Origin of the sequence: Aeromonas sp. ASNIH7 (assembly GCF_002903485.1) — a bacterium.
Lineage (GTDB): Bacteria > Pseudomonadota > Gammaproteobacteria > Enterobacterales > Aeromonadaceae > Aeromonas > Aeromonas caviae.
In genome coordinates this window covers 3,196,930-3,215,483 of the sequence record NZ_CP026226.1, presented here as the reverse complement: position 1 = coordinate 3,215,483, position 18,554 = coordinate 3,196,930, and the positions used below count along the sequence as shown (strand labels likewise).

Annotated in this window: 13 protein-coding genes and 1 pseudogene; 9 read left to right on the top strand and 5 right to left on the bottom strand. The window is 62.9% G+C overall.

The annotated features are described in order from the left end of the window. Positions 1 to 145: 145 nt before the first annotated feature. The gene (sppA, locus tag C2U47_RS15095) at positions 146 to 1,990 is read left to right on the top strand and encodes a signal peptide peptidase SppA (protein ID WP_069784399.1); all 1,845 of its coding nucleotides are present in this window, start codon (positions 146 to 148) and stop codon (positions 1,988 to 1,990) included. Positions 1,991 to 2,052: 62 nt separating this feature from the next. On the opposite strand, the gene C2U47_RS15090 is transcribed toward sppA, so the two are convergent. Then, positions 2,053 to 2,610 (bottom strand): NUDIX domain-containing protein, encoded by a 558-nt coding sequence (locus C2U47_RS15090; protein ID WP_048207040.1) that lies wholly within the window; start codon positions 2,608 to 2,610, stop codon positions 2,053 to 2,055. Continuing rightward, positions 2,607 to 3,409 (bottom strand): annotated as a pseudogene (locus tag C2U47_RS15085) (DUF2989 domain-containing protein). Before C2U47_RS15085 ends, C2U47_RS15090 begins: the two are co-directional and overlap by 4 nt. Positions 3,410 to 3,620: 211 nt before the next feature. On the opposite strand from C2U47_RS15085, the gene C2U47_RS15080 reads away from it, so the two are divergent. Beyond that, positions 3,621 to 5,054, top strand: a complete 1,434-nt coding sequence (locus C2U47_RS15080) for a glyceraldehyde-3-phosphate dehydrogenase (protein WP_069784397.1) — start codon at positions 3,621 to 3,623, stop codon at positions 5,052 to 5,054. A gap of 60 nt (positions 5,055 to 5,114) precedes the next feature. Next, positions 5,115 to 5,408, top strand: a complete 294-nt coding sequence (locus C2U47_RS15075; protein WP_010675423.1) for a YeaC family protein — start codon at positions 5,115 to 5,117, stop codon at positions 5,406 to 5,408. Positions 5,409 to 5,658: 250 nt separating this feature from the next. Here C2U47_RS15075 and ansA read toward each other — a convergent pair whose 3' ends face one another. Continuing rightward, the gene (ansA, locus tag C2U47_RS15070; RefSeq protein ID WP_010675424.1) at positions 5,659 to 6,666 is read right to left on the bottom strand and encodes an asparaginase; all 1,008 of its coding nucleotides are present in this window, start codon (positions 6,664 to 6,666) and stop codon (positions 5,659 to 5,661) included. Positions 6,667 to 7,155: 489 nt separating this feature from the next. Between ansA and gltS the strand changes: the two genes are divergently transcribed. Beyond that, a complete protein-coding gene (gltS, locus tag C2U47_RS15065) occupies positions 7,156 to 8,355 on the top strand; it encodes a sodium/glutamate symporter (RefSeq protein WP_041212483.1) in 1,200 nt (399 codons plus the stop codon). Positions 8,356 to 8,581: 226 nt separating this feature from the next. On the opposite strand, the gene C2U47_RS15060 is transcribed toward gltS, so the two are convergent. Further along, positions 8,582 to 10,453, bottom strand: coding sequence for a methyl-accepting chemotaxis protein (locus C2U47_RS15060; protein ID WP_010675426.1), 1,872 nt, complete (start codon positions 10,451 to 10,453; stop codon positions 8,582 to 8,584). Between the two features lie 252 nt (positions 10,454 to 10,705). On the opposite strand from C2U47_RS15060, the gene prfB reads away from it, so the two are divergent. Continuing rightward, positions 10,706 to 11,804, top strand: a protein-coding gene (gene prfB, locus C2U47_RS15055; RefSeq protein ID WP_102948437.1) for a peptide chain release factor 2 whose coding sequence is annotated in 2 segments (ribosomal slippage) — positions 10,706 to 10,780 and positions 10,782 to 11,804 — 1,098 coding nt in all. Because the reading frame shifts where the segments join, the coding sequence is not laid out codon by codon here. A 20-nt stretch (positions 11,805 to 11,824) separates the two neighbouring features. Further along, a complete protein-coding gene (gene lysS / locus C2U47_RS15050) occupies positions 11,825 to 13,360 on the top strand; it encodes a lysine--tRNA ligase (RefSeq protein WP_010675428.1) in 1,536 nt (511 codons plus the stop codon). A gap of 131 nt (positions 13,361 to 13,491) precedes the next feature. On the opposite strand, the gene C2U47_RS15045 is transcribed toward lysS, so the two are convergent. Further along, on the bottom strand, positions 13,492 to 13,974 hold the full coding sequence (locus C2U47_RS15045; protein WP_010675429.1) for a PhzF family phenazine biosynthesis protein: 483 nt from the start codon (positions 13,972 to 13,974) through the stop codon (positions 13,492 to 13,494). 198 nt (positions 13,975 to 14,172) lie between these two features. Between C2U47_RS15045 and C2U47_RS15040 the strand changes: the two genes are divergently transcribed. The 3 genes from C2U47_RS15040 to C2U47_RS15030 are packed head-to-tail and all read left to right on the top strand — an operon-like array spanning position 14,173 to position 18,468. Next, positions 14,173 to 15,960, top strand: coding sequence for an assimilatory sulfite reductase (NADPH) flavoprotein subunit (locus tag C2U47_RS15040; protein ID WP_010675430.1), 1,788 nt, complete (start codon positions 14,173 to 14,175; stop codon positions 15,958 to 15,960). Continuing rightward, positions 15,960 to 17,672, top strand: coding sequence for an assimilatory sulfite reductase (NADPH) hemoprotein subunit (gene cysI / locus C2U47_RS15035; protein ID WP_010675431.1), 1,713 nt, complete (start codon positions 15,960 to 15,962; stop codon positions 17,670 to 17,672). Before C2U47_RS15040 ends, cysI begins: the two co-directional genes overlap by 1 nt. Beyond that, the gene (locus tag C2U47_RS15030) at positions 17,662 to 18,468 is read left to right on the top strand and encodes a phosphoadenylyl-sulfate reductase (protein WP_010675432.1); all 807 of its coding nucleotides are present in this window, start codon (positions 17,662 to 17,664) and stop codon (positions 18,466 to 18,468) included. Before cysI ends, C2U47_RS15030 begins: the two co-directional genes overlap by 11 nt. The last annotated feature ends 86 nt before the right edge of the window (positions 18,469 to 18,554 follow it).

Here is an 18,554-nt window from a genome sequence, read left to right as displayed (position 1 = left end):
CAAACAAATGTTTGGACATTTTTTCAGCGAACAGCCGTGTTCCGAAGTGGCGGGGAGGCAGTCGACTCAAGGGGAAATGGCAATTGGCTGCGCAACTGGTTAATAATGGCTGCTCTCAACCCATTAACAGGGCGACAACGCAGCTATGTCTATTTTCAAAGGTCTGGGATGGCTCTTTCGCAGCCTCTGGCGCCTGCTCAACTTTACCCGCTTGATGCTGGTCAACCTGCTGTTTCTTCTCGTCGTGCTGGTCATTGTCTTCAGCGTCAGACAGAGCGAGACCCCAAGCACCCCCATCGAGGGGGCGCTCACCCTCAATCTCTCCGGTGTGCTGGTAGAACAGCGCACCCAGACCGATCCCACGGTGCAACTGCTCAGGCAGATGGACAAGGGGGACGAGCAGCCAAGCGAAATCGTCCTCTCCGATCTGCTGTGGGCCATCAAGAGCGCGGGGAATGACGATCGCATCAAGGCGCTGGTGATCAAACCCCAGGGTCTGCAAGGGGCCAGCCTCTCCAAACTGCAGGAGGTGACGGCCGCCATCGACGCCTTCAAGGAGAGCGGCAAGCCGGTCATCGCCATGGCGGACTACTACAGCCAGGGGGCCTATCTGCTCGCCGCTCACGCCGACCACGTGCTGCTCAACCAGAGTGGTGCCGTGCTGATCGAGGGGCTGGGTGTCTACCAGACCTACTTCAAATCGGCACTGGAGAAGCTCAACATCACCCCGCACGTCTTCAAGGTCGGCACCTACAAGTCCTTTGTCGAGCCCTACACCCGGGACGAGATGTCCCCCGAGAGCAAGGAGGCGAACCAGCGCTGGCTGGATCAGCTGTGGCAATCCTATGTGACCGACGTGGCGGAGCAGCGGGAGATCGAACCGGATGCCGTGGCACCGAACAAGGATCACTTCCTCGAACTGCTGCGCAAGGCCGGTGGCAATGCGGCCAGCTACGCCCTCGACAACGGTCTGGTGGATCAGCTCGCCACCCGCGACGAAATGACCCAGGCGGTGATCAAGGAAGTGGGCGAGGCCGATGATCACGGCTGGAAAGGCGTGGGCCTGAAAGAGTATCTGGCCGCCATCCCGGAGCAGTACCCCCAGAGCGGCAAGGATGAGGTAGGCCTCATCACCGCCAGCGGCGCCATCATGGATGGCGTCCAGCCTGCCGGCACCATCGGTGGCGACAGCCTTGCCGATCTGCTGGCCGAAGCCCGCCGTGACGATCAGGTGAAAGCCGTGGTGCTGCGAGTGGACAGCCCCGGCGGCAGCGCCTTCGCCGCCGAGCAGATCCGCGCCGAATTGCTGGCCCTGAAACAGGCGGGCAAGCCGGTGGTCATCTCCATGGGCAGCTACGCCGCCTCCGGTGGCTACTGGATCTCCGCCGATGCGGACAAGATCTTCGCCTCCCCCACCACCCTCACCGGCTCCATCGGGGTGTTCGGCATGTTCGCCACCATCGACAAGGCGCTCTCCCAGTACGGGGTACACACCGACGGCGTCGGCACCACCGACTTCGTGGGGGTCGGGCTGACCCGTGCCCTGCCGGATCACGTGGGTGAAGCCATTCAACTGAGCGTGGAAGACACCTATCAGCGCTTTGTCGGCCTGGTGGGCAAGGGCCGGGGCCTTAGCCCGGAAGAGGCGGAAAAAGCCGCCGAAGGCCGGGTCTGGACCGGGCAGGATGCCAAGGCACTGGGGCTGGTGGACGAGTTCGGCAATCTGGATGACGCCCTCAAGGCGGCCGCCGATCTCGCCAACCTCAAGAGTTGGCAGGTCACCCCCATCGCACCGGAAGAGTCGGCCAGGGACAAGTTCCTGCGCGAGCTGTTTGACAGCAGCGCCCAGGCGCTGGCCCCGCACCTGCAAAGCTGGCTGCCCGCCGGGCTTGGCAAGGCGCTGCTGGAGATGAACCGCACTCTGGACCCGCTGACCCGCTTCAACGATCCCCAGGGCACCTACGCCTTCTGCCCGGTCTGTCTCCCCTGACGCCGGGGACAGCCATAAAAAAACCGCCGACAGGCGGTTTTTTTATGGGGCAAGCGGCCTTGTCAGGTCAGCAAGCCGGACGCTTGCCAGCGGTGCAACTCTGCCAGCACCCGGGTCTCTCGCGCCGTCCACTGGGGACAGGGACCCGCCAGCTGGGTCTTGTTGGTTTGCAGGGCCTCGGCCAGGGGAAACCAGCCCGGCGTGAAGCCGAGGCGGATCTCGTAGGGCTGGGGGCGCGGCGCACTCCAGTCCTCCCCGACCCGGCAGAGGTAATAGGACGACCGGATGCAGTAGGCATCGTAATCCGGCTCGCGCGCGGCACGATACTCCCGGGTCTCTCCCAGCAGGGGGCCCACGGCCACCAGCTCGGCGCCACACTCTTCCCGCAGCTCCCGGGCCAGGGCCGCATCGTGCGCCTCCCCGTGCTCGATGCCGCCCCCGGGGAACATGAGATCCCCATTGACGCGGGAGTGCACCAGCAGCAGTCGATCACCACGCATCACCACGGCCCTCACCGTGGCCCGTTCAAGCACCCTGTCCTCGCCGCGGATCTGGCCGTGGACGAGACGGATATCGAAGGGATGGGCCCACTCCCGGGCTTCTGACAGGGTCGGATTCATGGTGTGCGGTAGCTCCCCTGCCTGAGTGCATCGACGATGGTGGCCGCCTGGTCGTCCAGCGTCTCCTGCTCCTCCTTGCCGATGGCATGGTAAATGCCGAGCCGGGTGGCGGAGACCTCGGGGCTCTCCTGGAATGACTCGCTCACCTTGCCCCACAGATAGGCCTGATCAAATCGCTTCTGCCCCATGTAGAGGGTGCTGAGGGCAGTGAGGATCCGGCTGTTGACCTTGTCCCCTCCCGATAGAGGGAGAGCGCATGGTGCATCAGCCTGATGGCCTTCTCGGGCTCGCTCTTGGCATAAATGCCGCCGAGCGCCAGTTGCAGCTCGGGCTCCTCGAGGCTCGGCGTCCCCTCCTGCGCGAGGAAGCTGGTGCGGGCCTCGGGACTGGTGTTGTTGGTCCAGTGCCAGAGCAGCAGGTAGGGATCCCGGGAACCCCGGGTCTGAGCATCCAGTTGCTCCAGTTGACGGCCGGCGGCCAGCATCCCTTCCACTCTGGGGCTCTTCTGCTCCCTGGCCCGCTTGTACTCGATGTTGGTGGAGTGCTCGGCGCACTGCAGATAACGCTCCAGGCCGCGCATCAGATCGTACTTGCGCCTGTCCGTCCCCTCTTCCTGGAGATAGTAACGACCGCGAATGACGTCGCTGCGCTCATAGCGACACCAGCCGTCGTCCACCAGGTCCGCGCACAGGGCGGGATATTGGGAGCAGATGTTGTGGATCCTGTCGTCGTCGCAGGCCGTCAACGTCAGGCAACAAGCGAGGGAAAGCAGTAACGGACGCTGTGAGAATAGGGTCATGGTTCACATCTGGTTGATAACAATCGCAACCCGCACCGGCCACCGCCAACTAGCAAACAGGCTACATATCCATTACAATGCGCGCGCCGTATAAGGCCGCGATTGCAGAATAATATAACGAAACCATCAGCCCTACACTGATCTGCCTTCGACGAATTTCAATTTGCCCAGGCAACTTGCTTCAACAACGTGAAATAAAAGGATCTGGTTAATGACCCACGAGCACTACTTGCAGGCGTGGCAGGAGAGCCAGGAGCTCGCCGAAGCCATGCAACCCTTGATAGGTCGCCTCTACCGACAGCAAGGGATAGAGATCACCCTCTACGGACGCCCGCTGCAAAACGCCTCCACCATCGATATCCTCAAGGCCCACCGGGTCGTTCGCCGCCACCAGGGCTCCCCGCTGCCCATCCAGCAAAGCTTCCCTCTCCTGCGCGCCATCGTCGCCCTGAACCCCACCGCCGCCGAAGTCGATCTCGGCAAACTGGCCGTGGGCTACTGGCAGGATCACCAGGATGAAGCCGGCATCGAGGACTATCTGCGCGCCAAGCTGGCACCGGCCCTGAACCGCAGTGCTGTGCCCGCCCCGACCGACGTGGTGCTCTACGGCTTCGGCCGCATCGGCCGCCTGCTGGCCCGTCTGCTCATCGAGCGCACCGGCGCCGCCAACTCCCTGCGCCTGCGCGCCATCGTGGTGCGCGGCGGTCGCGACGGGGATCTGGAGAAGCGTGCCAGCCTGTTGCGCCGCGATTCGGTGCACGGCCCCTTCAACGGCTCCATCGAGGTGGATGCTGAACGCAGTGCCATCATCGCCAACGGCACCTTCATCCAGGTGATCTATGCGAACAGCCCGGCCGACATCGACTACACCGCCTACGGCATCGACAATGCGCTGATCGTTGACAACACCGGCGTCTGGCGTGACGAGGCGGGGCTGTCCGAGCACCTCAAGGCCCGTGGCGCCGCCCGGGTGCTGCTGACCGCCCCCGGCAAGGGGGAGATGAAGAACGTGGTGTTCGGGGTCAACCACGAGGTGATAGGCCCGGATGACAAGATAGTCTCCGCCGCCTCCTGCACCACCAACGCCATCACCCCGGTGCTCAAGGTGATGCAGGACAAGTACGGCATCCGCCACGGCCACGTGGAGACGGTCCACTCCTACACCAACGATCAGAACCTCATCGACAACTATCACAAGGGCGAGCGCCGCGGTCGCAGCGCAGCCCTCAACATGGTGATGACCAGCACCGGCGCCGCCAAGGCGGTGGCCAAGGCGCTGCCGGAGCTCAAGGGCAAGTTGACCGGCAACGCCATCCGGGTGCCCACCCCCAACGTGTCGCTTGCCATCATCAACCTGTCGCTGGAGCAGACCACCGATCGGGAGAGCCTCAACGCCTATCTGCAGCAGATGGCACTGAGCTCGGCCCTGCATCGCCAGATCGACTTCAGCGCCAGCACCGAGCTGGTCTCCTCCGACATGGTGGGCTCCCGTTTTGCGGGCATCGTCGACTCCCAGGCCACCATCGCCGAGGGGGATCACTGCGTGCTCTACGTGTGGTACGACAACGAGTTCGGGTACAGTTGTCAGGTAGTCCGGGTGATGGAGCAGATGGCTGGCGTAGTCCGCCAGGATCTGCCGGTATAGTCCGACAGGATCTGCCCGCCTGACCCCACGTTCATGGCTCAATTTTCAAGGAGAGGCCGGATGTCGTCTCAGCAAGTGACGTTTCAACAAGCGATAGCGCAGATGCCCAAAGAGGTGTACGAGCGGCTCAAGACTGCGGTCGAGCTCGGCAAATGGCCGGATGGCAAGCCCCTCACCGAGGAGCAGAAGGCCACCTCCCTGCAGGCCGTGATGGCCTGGCAGGCGATGCACCTTGAGAACCCCGAGCACATGAACATCGGCCGTGACGGCGAGATCGTGATGAAGAGCAAGAGCGAGCTCAAGCGCCAATATCGCGACGAGGAAGAGATAGTGCGGGTCGACCTTAGCCACTGAGGCAGGCCGCACGTCACCTATCGCGGTAACGAAACGAAAGAGGGGAGCCATTATGGCTCCCCTCTTTTTTCCTCTCTATGCAGGATGACTCATCCCCCTCATCCCCGGCCCTTCTCCCACCAGGGGAGAAGGGAGCTGGCACTCCCCTGCGAGCAGTCAGCGGGCCACCTGCCGGCGATCTTCATGGCAAACCTCGCCACCTCGATCTATCCCCTCTCCCGCTGTGAGAGGGTTAGGGTGAGAGGGAAAGTCAGGGGGTCAACTCCCCGCGCAGGGACTGCTGCATCAGCTCGCGGATGCGTGGCGCCGGCAGATCCTGGCTCAGCAGGAAGTGCAGCTTGGTGAGCGCCGCCTCGGCGGTCATGTCAAAGCCCGAGATCACTCCCGCACGGGAGAGGGCGTTGCCGGTGGCATAGCCCCCCATGTTGACCTTGCCGTGCAGGCACTGGCTCAGGTTGACGATGATGACGCCCCGGGCAGATGCCTCGGAGAGCAGCGCCAGCATGGCCGGGTTCTGGGGCGCATTGCCCACCCCGAAGGAGAGCAGGATCAGCGCACGCACCGGCTGTTGCAGGATGTTCGCTATCACCTCCGCCGATATCCCCGGGTAGAGGGTCACCACCCCGATGGGCTGGGGGGTGATGTCGTGCAGCACCAGGGGGCGATCGCACGGCACGCCCAGCTCACCTGCCTCCAGGGAGATGGCGATACCGGCATTGAGCAGGGGCGGGTAGTTGGGCGAGTCGAAGGCGTGGAAGCCGTCGGCATGCACCTTCTTGCTGCGGTTGCCGCGATAGAGCTGGTTGTTGAAGAAGAGCGTCACCTCGTGGATCGGGTAGTTGGCCGCGATATAGAGGGCGTTGAGCAGGTTCTGCTGACCGTCCGAGCGCAGCTCGGCCAGGGGGATCTGGGAGCCGGTGATGATGACCGGCTTGTGCAGATCTTCGAGCATGAAGGAGAGCGCAGACGCGGTGAACGACATGGTGTCGGTGCCGTGCAGAATGACGAAACCGTCGTACTTGTCGTAGTTGCCCTTGATATCCTCGGCGATGCGCTGCCAGTCTGCCGGCGTCATGTCGGAAGAGTCGATGAGGGGGGCATATTCGTGGATATGGTAATCGGGCATTTCCGGTCGATGGAACTCGGGCATCCGTGCCAGACAGTCCTCCATGAAGCCCGCCATCGGTACATAACCGTGGTCGGAACGCTGCATCCCTATGGTGCCGCCTGTGTAGGCAATGTAGATGGACTTCTTCACACCCTCTCCTCTCTCTGGACTGGAAACCGGCAAATCAAACAGGGCTCAACCGATACAGCCCCCGTCCTTCAGATGGTGCGGGCGGGCTCAATATCGGTCATCAGCAGACCTCTTGAGGGTCTGTGTCCTCCCGTGGGGGCGGAACCGGGCGAATTATAAAGAGTGCCGCTGCAAATGACAGCCGCAGCAGCATTGTTGCGATCCGGAGCACAGTCGGCGAGGCAGTTTTAAATGCCATGTTAACACCATGTTTTAATCATTAATGTGACATATGTGGATGTACTTGGTGTTTTTTGCTAGTATCCGGCGGGTTTTTCACAAATCTCATCTGGACGCCCGACGAACACGGGCTCGTGTCGACCCCCTCTTTTGCAGAGGGACGGGGCTGCGGCCCCTCTGTCACTGGCGCGTTCGCCACTCTGTTTCATCCCGGCTGGATCCGTGAGTCTTTCTCGCCAAAGACACAGCCGATCAACATGGGAGCACTGAATGCTACAACTTGATGCCTACGCCACCCTGGTCGCCGCGACCCTGGTGCTGCTGCTTGGCCGCCTGCTGGTCAACAAGATAGGACCCCTGCGCACTTTCAACATCCCCAAACCCGTGGCCGGTGGCCTGGTGGTTGCCCTGGTGCTGCTGGTGCTGCGTTCCACCCTGCAGATCGAACTGCAATTTGATACCAGCCTGCAGACGGCCCTGATGCTGACCTTCTTCGCCTCCATCGGCCTCTCCGCCGATCTGGGCAGCCTCAAGCGCGGCGGCAAGGCGGTGGCCACCTTCCTGCTGGTGGTCACCGGCCTGCTGCTGGTGCAAAACAGCCTGGGGGTGGGTCTGGCCACCCTGCTGGGGCTGGATCCCCACATGGGGCTGCTGGCCGGCTCCATCACCCTCTCCGGCGGCCACGGCACCGGGGCGGCCTGGGGCTCCATCTTCACCGAGAAGTACGGCGTGCAATCCGCCGCCGAGCTGGCGATTGCCTGTGCCACCTTCGGCCTGGTGCTGGGGGGCCTCATCGGCGGCCCGGTGGCCCGTTATCTGGTGAAGAAGGTGCAGGTGCCCGGTGAGGAGCACAACCGTGACGGCGCCCCCCAGGGCTTCGAAATGCCGGACATGGAGCGCCCGCTCACCACCTTCAGCCTGATCGAGACCCTGGCACTCATCGCCATCAGCCTGAAAGGGGGCGAAATGCTGGCCCTCTATCTCAAGGGCGGCGTCTTCGAGTTGCCGATCTTCGTCTGCGTGCTCTTTGTCGGCGTGCTGCTGCGCAACCTGCTCACCCTGCTCAACTGGCACGAAGTGAGCGACCGCGAGGTCTCCCTGCTCGGCAACGTCAGTCTGTCGCTCTTCCTCGCCATGGCGCTGATGAGCCTCAGGTTGTGGGAGCTGGCAAGCCTGGCCCTGCCCATCTTCATCCTGCTGGCCGTTCAGACGGTGGCCATGGCGCTCTACGCCATCTTCGTCACCTTCCGGGTCATGGGGCGCAACTATGATGCGGCCGTGCTGGCGGCGGGTCACTGCGGCTTCGGCCTCGGCGCCACCCCCACTGCCATTGCCAACATGCAGGCCATCACCCAGCGCTTTGGCCCCTCCCACCTGGCCTTCCTGGTGGTGCCCATGGTCGGTGCTTTCTTCATCGACATCATCAACGCCGTGGTGATCAAGCTGTTCCTGGCCCTGCCCTTCCTGTGATCCCGGACGCAGGCCCCGTATGACAGAGCCCACCTTGCGGTGGGCTCTTTGTTTGCTGGCCCCTGGACGCTGCCCCGACCCCCACCAAGGGGCCGACGGCAGGCAACAAAAAGCCCCGCACCAAGGTGCGGGGCTTTTTACTGACGCCACGGTAGGACTGCGGCCTGACCTTTCCTTACAGAATGAAGGCCAACACCAGCTGGTTCAAATTGCGGCCTGACCTTCCTTACAAAATAAAGGTCGACACCTGCTGGTTCAGGTTGGTGGCACGCCCCTTGAGGTTGTGCGCCTGATCCAGGTCGCGCATGGCGGAAGCGGTGATCTCGTCGCTCACATCCTTGATGGCGGTGGTGTTCTGGGTGATTTCACCGGTCACCTGGGTCTGCTCCTCGGCGGCGGTGGCGATCTGGCCCGCCATGTCGGAGATGAGGCTGACGGCCTGGGTTATCTCCTCCAGGGCCGCAGCGGCAGCGTCGGCATCCTTCACGCTGTTGTCCGCCAGCCCCTGGCTGGTCTGCATCAGGCTCACCGCGCGGGCCGTGGTCTGTTGCAGGGTCTCGATGGTGGACTGGATCTCCTGAGTGGAATCCTGGGTACGGCGCGACAACACCCGCACCTCGTCCGCCACCACGGCGAAACCGCGACCCTGTTCGCCGGCACGGGCCGCTTCAATGGCCGCGTTCAGCGCCAGCAGGTTGGTCTGCTCGGCGATGCCCTGGATGGTGGAGAGGATGCCGGAGATGGCCTGAGCGTGACGGCTCAGCTCGCCGATGACGCCGGTCGCCTGCCCCACTTCCTCGGCCAGGTTGTTGATGGACTGGCGAGTCTGGTTCACCAGGATCTTGCCCTGTTCACTGCTCTGGGCGGATTGCTGGGCGGCGGCAGCGGTGTTCTCGGCGTTGCCCGCGATCTCCATGGTGGCACTCGCCATCTCGGTAACGGCGGTGGCGACCATGGTCACCTCCTGTTGCTGGCGTTGCAGCTCTTCCACCGCGGCCTGGTTGGTCACCAGACTGCGTTCGGCATCGGCGTTCAGCTCGTTGGCAAGCTGACGGATGTTGGCGATGAGCTGATGCTGGCTGCCCACGAAGCGGTTGAAGCTGCCGGCGAGCTGGCCCACTTCGTCATTGGCGTCGATCTTGATGCGCTGGGTCAGATCGCCGTTACCGTCGGCGATGCGGGCCAGGGCCTGGGACACCTTGGTGAGGGGACCGAGCAGCAGGCTGACCAGCCAGGAGATGGCGAGAATGCTGCCCACCAGCACCAGCAGGGCCAGGCCGAGCTGGGTCATCAGCAGGGAGGAGAGCGGCGCCTCCAGGGTGCTCTTGTCCAGTACCAGCACCAGCTCCCAGTCGGTGTCCGGAATGTCCGTCGCCCACAGCAGCTTGTCACGCCCCTCGTTGTCGAAGAAAGCAGGCACCAGGCTGTTGCTGGCCTTGCTCTGCTCGATCAGGGCATTGGTCAGATCGTTGTCGATCTCGCTGGCCGGCTTCATCGCCTTGGCCGCATCCTTGTAGGCGATGACGGTGCCATCCTTGTGCATCAGGATGGCGAAGCCGTCCGCCGGCAGCTTCATCTTGGTGATGTCATCCACCAGGGAGGCGATGGAGAGATCCCCCCCCACCACGCCGCCCTGGGCCGGCTGGGCCAGGGTCACCACCAGAATGTTGTAGGCCACGTCGAGGTAGGGTTTGGTGACGATCATGCCGCCCTTGGCCATGGCTTCCTGATACCAGCCACGGGAGCGGGGATCGTAACCGTCGCGGTTGATGGAGGGGTCGGAGTCGTGCATCTTGCCGCTGCCCTCACCGAAATAGGTGAGCTGGAAACGGCCGGACACCTGGGCCTGTTGCAGGGCGTTGAGGGGCTCGGCACCGGCCTTGTTGCCAAGGGCCTGGATGACGTCACGACGGGCCGCGAGCCAGTCGCTGACGCTGGCGGCCTGCTGGCTGCCGAGGCGCTGCACCTGTTCCTGACTGCCTTGCAGCAGCATGGACTTCTGGCTGGTGTAGCTCTGCCAGGAGAGCAGCAGGATCACCAGTGACAAGGCGATGACCACAGACAACAGTATCTTCTGCTTGAGTGATAGGTTTTTCATCGTGTTTTCTTCTTGTGGGGGTCGGGAACAGGATCAATCGGGAGTGCGTGGCACTGTGTGTTGTTAGCGGCCAATCCGCGCAAAACTGAAGCGGAGAATGGCGTGAGTGACGATATTTTACGCGGAAATTTTAAAAATGCTGCGGAAAATTGGAGCAGGAAAAAGAGCGAGGCCAGCCAACCCTGTTTATTCCTTCTGCAATTGGCTAGAATATCCCGTTTTTAAATCACATCGACCCCGAGAGTTTTCACGATGTTTGAAGTCAATCCTGTATTAAACAAGCTTAAGGAGCTGTCTGAGAGGACCGAGCTGCTTAGGGGGTACCTTTGACTATGACGCCAAGAAAGAGCGTCTAGAAGAGGTCAATGCCGAGCTGGAACAGCCGGATGTCTGGAACGAACCCGAGCGCGCACAGGCGCTGGGCAAGGAGCGCGTCTCCCTGGAGAACGTCGTCAGCACCATCGATACCCTGACCCAGGGCGTCGATGACGTCGAGATGCTGGTCAGCCTGGCCGTCGAAGGCGAAGACGAAGAGACCTTCAACGAAGCCGTTGTCGAAGCGGACGAGCTGGAGGCCAAGCTGGTGGATCTCGAGTTCCGTCGCATGTTCTCCGGTCAGCACGACGGTTCCGACTGCTACATCGACATCCAGTCCGGTTCCGGCGGCACCGAGGCCCAGGACTGGGCCAACATGGTGCTGCGCATGTACCTGCGCTGGGGTGATGCCCACGGCTACAAGCCCGAGCTCATCGAATGCTCCGAGGGCGACGTGGCCGGCATCAAGTCCGCCACCATCAAGTTCACCGGCGAGTATGCCTTCGGCTGGCTGCGCACCGAGACCGGCGTGCACCGTCTGGTACGCAAGTCGCCGTTCGATTCCGGCGGCCGTCGCCACACCTCGTTCTGCTCCGTGTTCGTCTACCCCGAGATCGATGATGACATCGAGATCGAGATCAACCCGGCTGATCTTCGCATCGACGTCTACCGCGCCTCCGGTGCGGGTGGTCAGCACGTCAACCGGACCGAGTCCGCGGTGCGTATCACCCACGTGCCGACCGGCGTGGTGGTGCAGTGCCAGAACGACCGTTCCCAGCACAAGAACAAAGATCAGTGTATGAAGCAGTTGAAGGCCAAGCTCTACGAGCTGGAAATTCAAAAGCAGAACGCTGAGAAGCAAGCCCTCGAAGAGACCAAGTCCGACATCGGCTGGGGCAGCCAGATCCGCTCCTACGTACTGGATGATTCCCGTATCAAGGATCTGCGCACCGGCGTCGAAACCCGCAATACCCAATCGGTACTCGACGGCGACTTGGACAAGTTTATCGAAGCCAGCCTGAAATCAGGCCTGTAAACAGAGCAGCAGGAATCACCATGTCTGAACAAACCACCACCCCGGAAGTCGACCAGACTCTCGAACTGAACAACGAGATGCTTGAGCGTCGCTCCAAGCTGGCCGCCTTGCGCGCCCAGGGCAACCCCTTCCCCAACGACTTCCGTCGTGACAGCCTCTCCGGCGATCTGCACGCCGAATTCGGCGACAAGAGCAATGACGAGCTGGTCGCCCTGGGTAAACAGGTGAAGATTGCCGGTCGCATCATGACCCGCCGGATCATGGGCAAGGCATCTTTCGCGACCCTGCAGGACATGGCTGGCAAGATCCAGATCTACGTGACCCGTGACGACCTGCCGGAAGGCTTCTACAACGAGCAGTTCAAGAAGTGGGATCTGGGTGACATCGTCGGTGTCGAGGGCACCCTGTTCCGCACCAACGCCGGTGAGCTCTCCGTACACGTCTCCACCATCCGCCTGCTGACCAAGGCCCTGCGCCCGCTGCCCGAGAAGCACAAGGGTCTGACCGACCAGGAAGCCCGCTGCCGCCAGCGTTACCTGGACCTGATCGCCAACGAAGAGTCCCGCAAGACCTTCGTGACCCGCACCAAGGTGGTGGCCGGCATTCGCAAGTTCCTGAACGACAAGCGCTTCATGGAAGTGGAAACCCCCATGATGCAAGTCATCCCGGGTGGCGCCTCCGCACGTCCCTTCATCACCCACCACAATGCGCTGGACATCGACATGTACCTGCGTATCGCTCCGGAACTCTATCTGAAGCGTCTGGTGGTCGGTGGTTTCGAGCGTGTCTACGAGATCAACCGCAACTTCCGCAACGAAGGCATCTCCGTTCGCCATAACCCCGAGTTCACCATGCTCGAGTTCTATATGGCCTACGCCGATTACATCGATCTGATGGATCTCACCGAAGAGATGCTGCGCACCCTGGCACAGGACATCCTGGGCGACACCAGGATCCGTTACGCCAAAGAGGGCGAAGAGGGCCTGACCATCGATTTCGGTCAGCCGTTCCAGCGCCTCTCAATGGTCGACTCCATCCTGAAGTACAACCCGGGTGTGACCCGTGACGATCTGGCCACTCTTGAGAAGGCCACCGCCGTCGCCAAGGGTCTGAAGATCGAGCTGATGAAGAGCTGGGAGCTGGGCCACGTGATCACCGCGATCTTCGAAGAGACCGTGGAACACATGCTGCTGCAACCGACCTTCATCACCGAGTACCCGGCCGCCGTCTCCCCGCTGGCTCGTCGCAACGACCAGAACCCGGACGTCACCGACCGCTTCGAGTTCTTCATCGGCGGTCGCGAGCTGGCCAACGGCTTCTCCGAGCTGAACGATGCGGAAGATCAGGCCGAGCGCTTCCAGGCCCAGGTTGACCAGAAAGCCGCAGGGGACGACGAAGCCATGTTCTACGACGCCGACTTCGTCACCGCGCTGGAACACGGTCTGCCGCCGACCGCCGGTCAGGGTATCGGTATCGACCGTCTGGTGATGTTGTTCACCAACAGCCACACCATCCGCGACGTCATCCTGTTCCCGGCCTTGCGTCCACAAAAGTAAGCGCCGCAGAAACAGGGCCGCAGCAAAACGCTGCCGTCCATGGCAATCAAAACGCCCCGCAATTGCGGGGCGTTTTTTATGACGGACACAACCGGTGGCGAACCTTCAATACGCCACCAACTTGCCGCTTATCAGGCCGGCGGCAGCAGCCACTCCCCCTGCCACAGGGTCAGTGCCCGGCCCGCCATCAGCACCCGCCCCTCCTGCAGTTCCAGCCTGAGATCCCCACCCCGGGCCGAGATCTGGCGGGCCCGCAATTGCCGTTTGCCGAGCCGCTCGGCCCAGAAGGGCACCAGGGCGCAGTGGTTGGAGCCGGTCACCGGATCCTCGTCCACTCCTACCCAGGGGGCGAAGTAGCGGGAGACGAAGTCGTCCTCCTTCCGGCTCGATGGCGCCGTCACCATGATCCCCCGGCCCAGCAGCGCCCGCAGGGCGTGAAAATCGGGGGTGAGCGCGCGGACCGCCTCCTCGCTGGCGAGCTCAAGCAGGAACTTGGCCCCGGCCGCCAGGGTTTGCAGCTCGGCGTCGGGCCGCGCTTCCCCCAGCACCACCACGGCGGGGTTGCCTGCGAAGGGGTGATGGCTGAAGGCGTTGACATGAAAGAGACGGGACATGGTTGCTCCTTGGGGCATGAGAGATCCCCGGGACAGGGGGCTCGGCAAGGCCATTTTTATATCACGGGCGCCCCGGGGCTGAGATGGATTTTGGCTTTATAAATTCATAAATCGCATAAAGAAGATATTTTTATTCTTTGTTGTTATTCATTACACCCCTTACCCTGACCAAAAATCAGACCATGGAAGACATGTGTGATGCCATTGACAGCCCCCACCCTGAGCCCGCTCTCTGACGAACAGCAGCGCCAGCTCAACCAAGTTCTCACCACCCTCAATACCCAGCAACTGGCCTGGGTCAGCGGTTATCTCTACGGCCTCTCCCAGGCGGGCGTCCAGCCCGTGGCGAGCGCAGGCGCAGAAGCCGCGGCTCCCGGCGGCAGCCTGACCATTCTCTACGGCTCCCAGACCGGGAATGCCAAGGGCGTGGCCAGCGCCATCAAGGCCCAGGCCGAGGCCCGCGGCCTGCCGGTGACCCTCACCTCCATGGCGGACTACAAACCCAAGCAGCTCAAGAAAGAGAACCACCTGCTGGTGGTAGTGAGCACTTACGGGGAGGGGGAGCCCCCCGAGAGCGCCGTCGATCTGTTCGAGCAGCTCAAGAAGGGCAAGATTGGCAAACTCGAGGGCCTCAAATTTGCCGTGCTGGGGCTGGGTGACAGCTCCTACGAGTTCTTCTGCCAGACCGGCAAGGACTTCGACGACTTCCTGTCAAAAGCGGGGGCCGAGCGCATCCATGAGCTTGCGAGCCTGGATGTGGACTATCAGGAAGCCGCAGGCGCCTGGGGCGAGCTGGCGGTCAAGGCCGTCGCCGCCACCCTGTCCGCAGGGGCCGCGACCACCAGCCTGGCGGGCTCGGTGCAGGCCGCCGTCGGCCACAGCCAGTATCACAAGGAGAACCCCTTCCCGGCCAGACTCTCGGTCAATCAGAAGATCACCGGCCGCGATTCCACCAAGGACATCCGCCATATCGAGATCAACCTGGAAGAGTCCGGCATCACTTATCAGCCCGGGGATGCCCTCGGCATCTGGTTCGACAACGACGCAGATCTCGTGGGTGAAGTGCTGGCCCTGACCGGCCTCAATGGCGATGAAACCACTCCCCATGGCAGCCTGCGGGAAGCCCTGACCCGCCACTTCGAGCTGACCCGCTTGCACGGCGGCTTTATCACAGGACTCGCTGACATATCGGGCAACCCGGCGCTCAAGGATCTGGCCGGTGACAAGGCCCAGGTCAACGCCCTGGTCGCCTCTGCTCAAGTGGTGGACGTACTGAAACGCTTCCCGGCTTCCTTGAGTGCCGATCAACTGATCGCACTGCTGCGCCCCATCACCCCCCGCCTCTACTCCATCGCCTCCGCCCAGAGCGAGGTGGAAGAAGAGGTTCACCTGACCGTCGGCGTGGTGCGCTACCCCCAGGAAGATGGCACAGTGCGAAGCGGCGGCGCCTCCTCCTATCTGGCGGACCGTCTGCCGGAAGATGCCGAGGTCCGGGTGTTCGTGGAGCACAACGACAACTTCCGCCTGCCCGCCAATCCCGATACCCCCGTCATCATGGTGGGCCCGGGCACCGGCATTGCTCCGTTCCGCGCCTTCCTGCAGGAACGGGAAGCACAGGGGGCAGAGGGCAAGAACTGGCTCTTCTTCGGCAACCCCCACTTCACCCAGGACTTCCTCTATCAGGTGGAGTGGCAGCGTTATGTGAAATCGGGCCTGCTGTCCAAGATCTCCCTGGCCTTCAGCCGGGATCAGGCCAACAAGATTTATGTGCAGGACCGTCTGCGCGAGGCAGGGCTTGAGCTCTACCAGTGGCTGGAAGCAGGCGCTCACTTCTATGTGTGTGGCGACGCCAACCACATGGCGAAGGATGTGCAGGAAGCCCTGCTGGAAGTGATTGCGGAACACGGCCACAAGAGCCGTGAGGAAGCAGAAGAGTATCTGAGCGAATTGCGTCGTGCCAAACGTTATCAAAGGGATGTCTATTGATGAGCAAACAACTTATTCCGGGACCGGTCGAAGGGCCGCTGGCTGACAACGAACGCCTCAAGCGCGAGAGCAACTTCCTGCGCGGCACCATCGCCGAAGATCTGCAGGACCCGCTCACCGGCGGCTTCAACGGCGACAACTTCCAGCTGATCCGCTTCCACGGCATGTATCAGCAGGATGACCGCGACATCCGCCCGGAGCGCGCCGCCCAGAAGCTGGAGCCCCTGCACAACGTCATGCTGCGCGCCCGCCTGCCCGGCGGCATCATCACCCCGGCCCAGTGGCAGGTGATCGACAAGTTCGCCGAAGAACACAGCATGTACGGCAGCATCCGCCTGACCACCCGCCAGACCTTCCAGTTCCACGGGGTACTGAAGCGCGACATCAAGCTGATGCACCAGACCCTCAACAGCACAGGTATCGACTCCATCGCCACCGCGGGGGACGTGAACCGCAACGTGCTCTGCACCAGCAACCCGGTGGAGTCCGAGTTGCACCAGGAGGCCTACGAGTGGGCCAAGAAGATCTCCGAGCACCTGCTGCCCAAGACCCGCGCCTACGTGGAGATCTGGCTGGATGGCGAGAAGCTGGGGGGTGACGAGGAGCCGATCCTGGGCTCCAACTACCTGCCGCGCAAATTCAAGACAACCGTGGTCATCCCGCCCCACAACGATGTGGACATCCACGCCAACGATCTCAACTTCGTGGCCATTGCCGATCACGGCAAGCTGGTGGGCTTCAACGTGCTGGTGGGCGGCGGTCTGGCCATGACCCACGGCGACACCACCACCTACCCGCGCAAGGCGAGCGACTTTGGCTTCATTCCGCTCTCCCACGTGCTGGAGGTGGCTGCCGCCGTGGTCAGCACCCAGCGCGACTGGGGCAACCGTGTCAACCGCAAGAACGCCAAGACCAAGTACACCCTTGAACGGGTGGGGGTCGAGGCCTTCAAGGCCGAGGTGGAGAACCGCGCCGGCATCCAGTTCGGGCCGGTTCGCCCCTATGAATTCACCAGCCGTGGCGATCGCTTCGGCTGGGTGGAGGGGATCGACGGCAAGCACCACCTGACCCTGTTTATCGAGAACGGCCGCCTGCTGGACTTCCCGGGCAAGCCCCTCAAGACCGGCATGCTGGAGATCGCCAAGGTGCATCAGGGGGACTTCCGCCTCACCGCCAACCAGAACCTCATCATCGCGGGCGTGCCTGCCGGCGAGAAGGCACGCATCGAAGCCCTGGCGCGCCAGTACGGTCTGCTGGATGACGGCGTGAGCGAGCAGCGCAAGCAGTCCATGGCCTGTGTGGCCCTGCCCACCTGCCCCCTGGCGATGGCCGAGGCCGAGCGCATGCTGCCTGCCTTCGTCACCGACATCGAGGGGCTGCTGGCCAAGCACGGCCTGGCGGATGACGCCATCATCTTCCGGGTCACCGGTTGCCCCAACGGCTGCGGCCGCGCCATGCTGGCGGAAGTAGGTCTGGTGGGCAAGGCGCCGGGTCGCTACAACCTGCACCTGGGGGGCAACCTCGAGGGGACCCGCATCCCGCGCCTGCACCTGGAGAACATCACCGAGCCGCAGATCCTGGCCGAACTGGACGCCCTGATCGGCCGCTGGGCCAAGGATCGCAACCCGGACGAGTGCTTCGGCGATTTTGTCATTCGCGCCGGCATCATCGCCCCGGTTATCGACTCCGCGAGGGACTTCTATGCAGCCTGAACAGACTGATACAGCCCGGCTGGCGCGCACCGCCGACGGCCGGCTCGACCTCGACGCCCTGCTGGCCCTGGGCCGGGAGGAGCAGGTCGAGGCGCTGGCCCCCCTCAACCGGGAGCTGGACGCCATGAGCGCCCCCGAGCGGGTGCGCTGGGCCCTGGCCAACCTGCCGGGGGAGCATGTGCTGTCGTCGAGTTTCGGCATCCAGGCGGCGCTCATGCTGCACCTGGTGAGCCGCGAGCGGGCCGACGTGCCCGTGGTGCTGACCGACACCGGTTACCTCTTCCCCGAGACCTACCGTTTCATCGACGAACTGACCGAGCGTCTCGCGCTCAACCTCAAGATCTACCGGGCCGAACTCAGCCCGGCCTGGCAGGAGGCCCGCTTCGGCCTCCTGTGGGAGCAGGGGGTGGAGGGGATCACCCGCTACAACCAGCTCAACAAGGTGGAGCCCATGGACCGCGCCCTGAACGAGCTGGGTGCCCGCACCTGGTTCTCGGGCCTGCGCCGTGAGCAGTCCGGCAGCCGGGGCAAGCTGCCGGTGCTGGCCATCCAGCGCGGTCGCTTCAAGTTCCTGCCGGTGATCGACTGGAGCAACAAGGACGTCTTCTACTACTTCAAGGAGTTCGACCTGCCCTACCACCCCTTGTGGGAGCAGGGCTACCTCTCGGTCGGCGACGTGCACACCACCGCCAAGTGGGAGCCCGGCATGAGCGAGGAGCAGACCCGCTTCTTCGGCCTCAAGCGCGAGTGCGGCCTGCATGAGGAAGGTGGCGAGAGCGACGGCTCCGGCATCTGATCCCCCGGCCCGGCCATGTGCTGCGCCCCGCCCACAAAAAAACGCCCGGCAACTGCCGCAATGCTGTTCACTTAAGAGAATTTGAG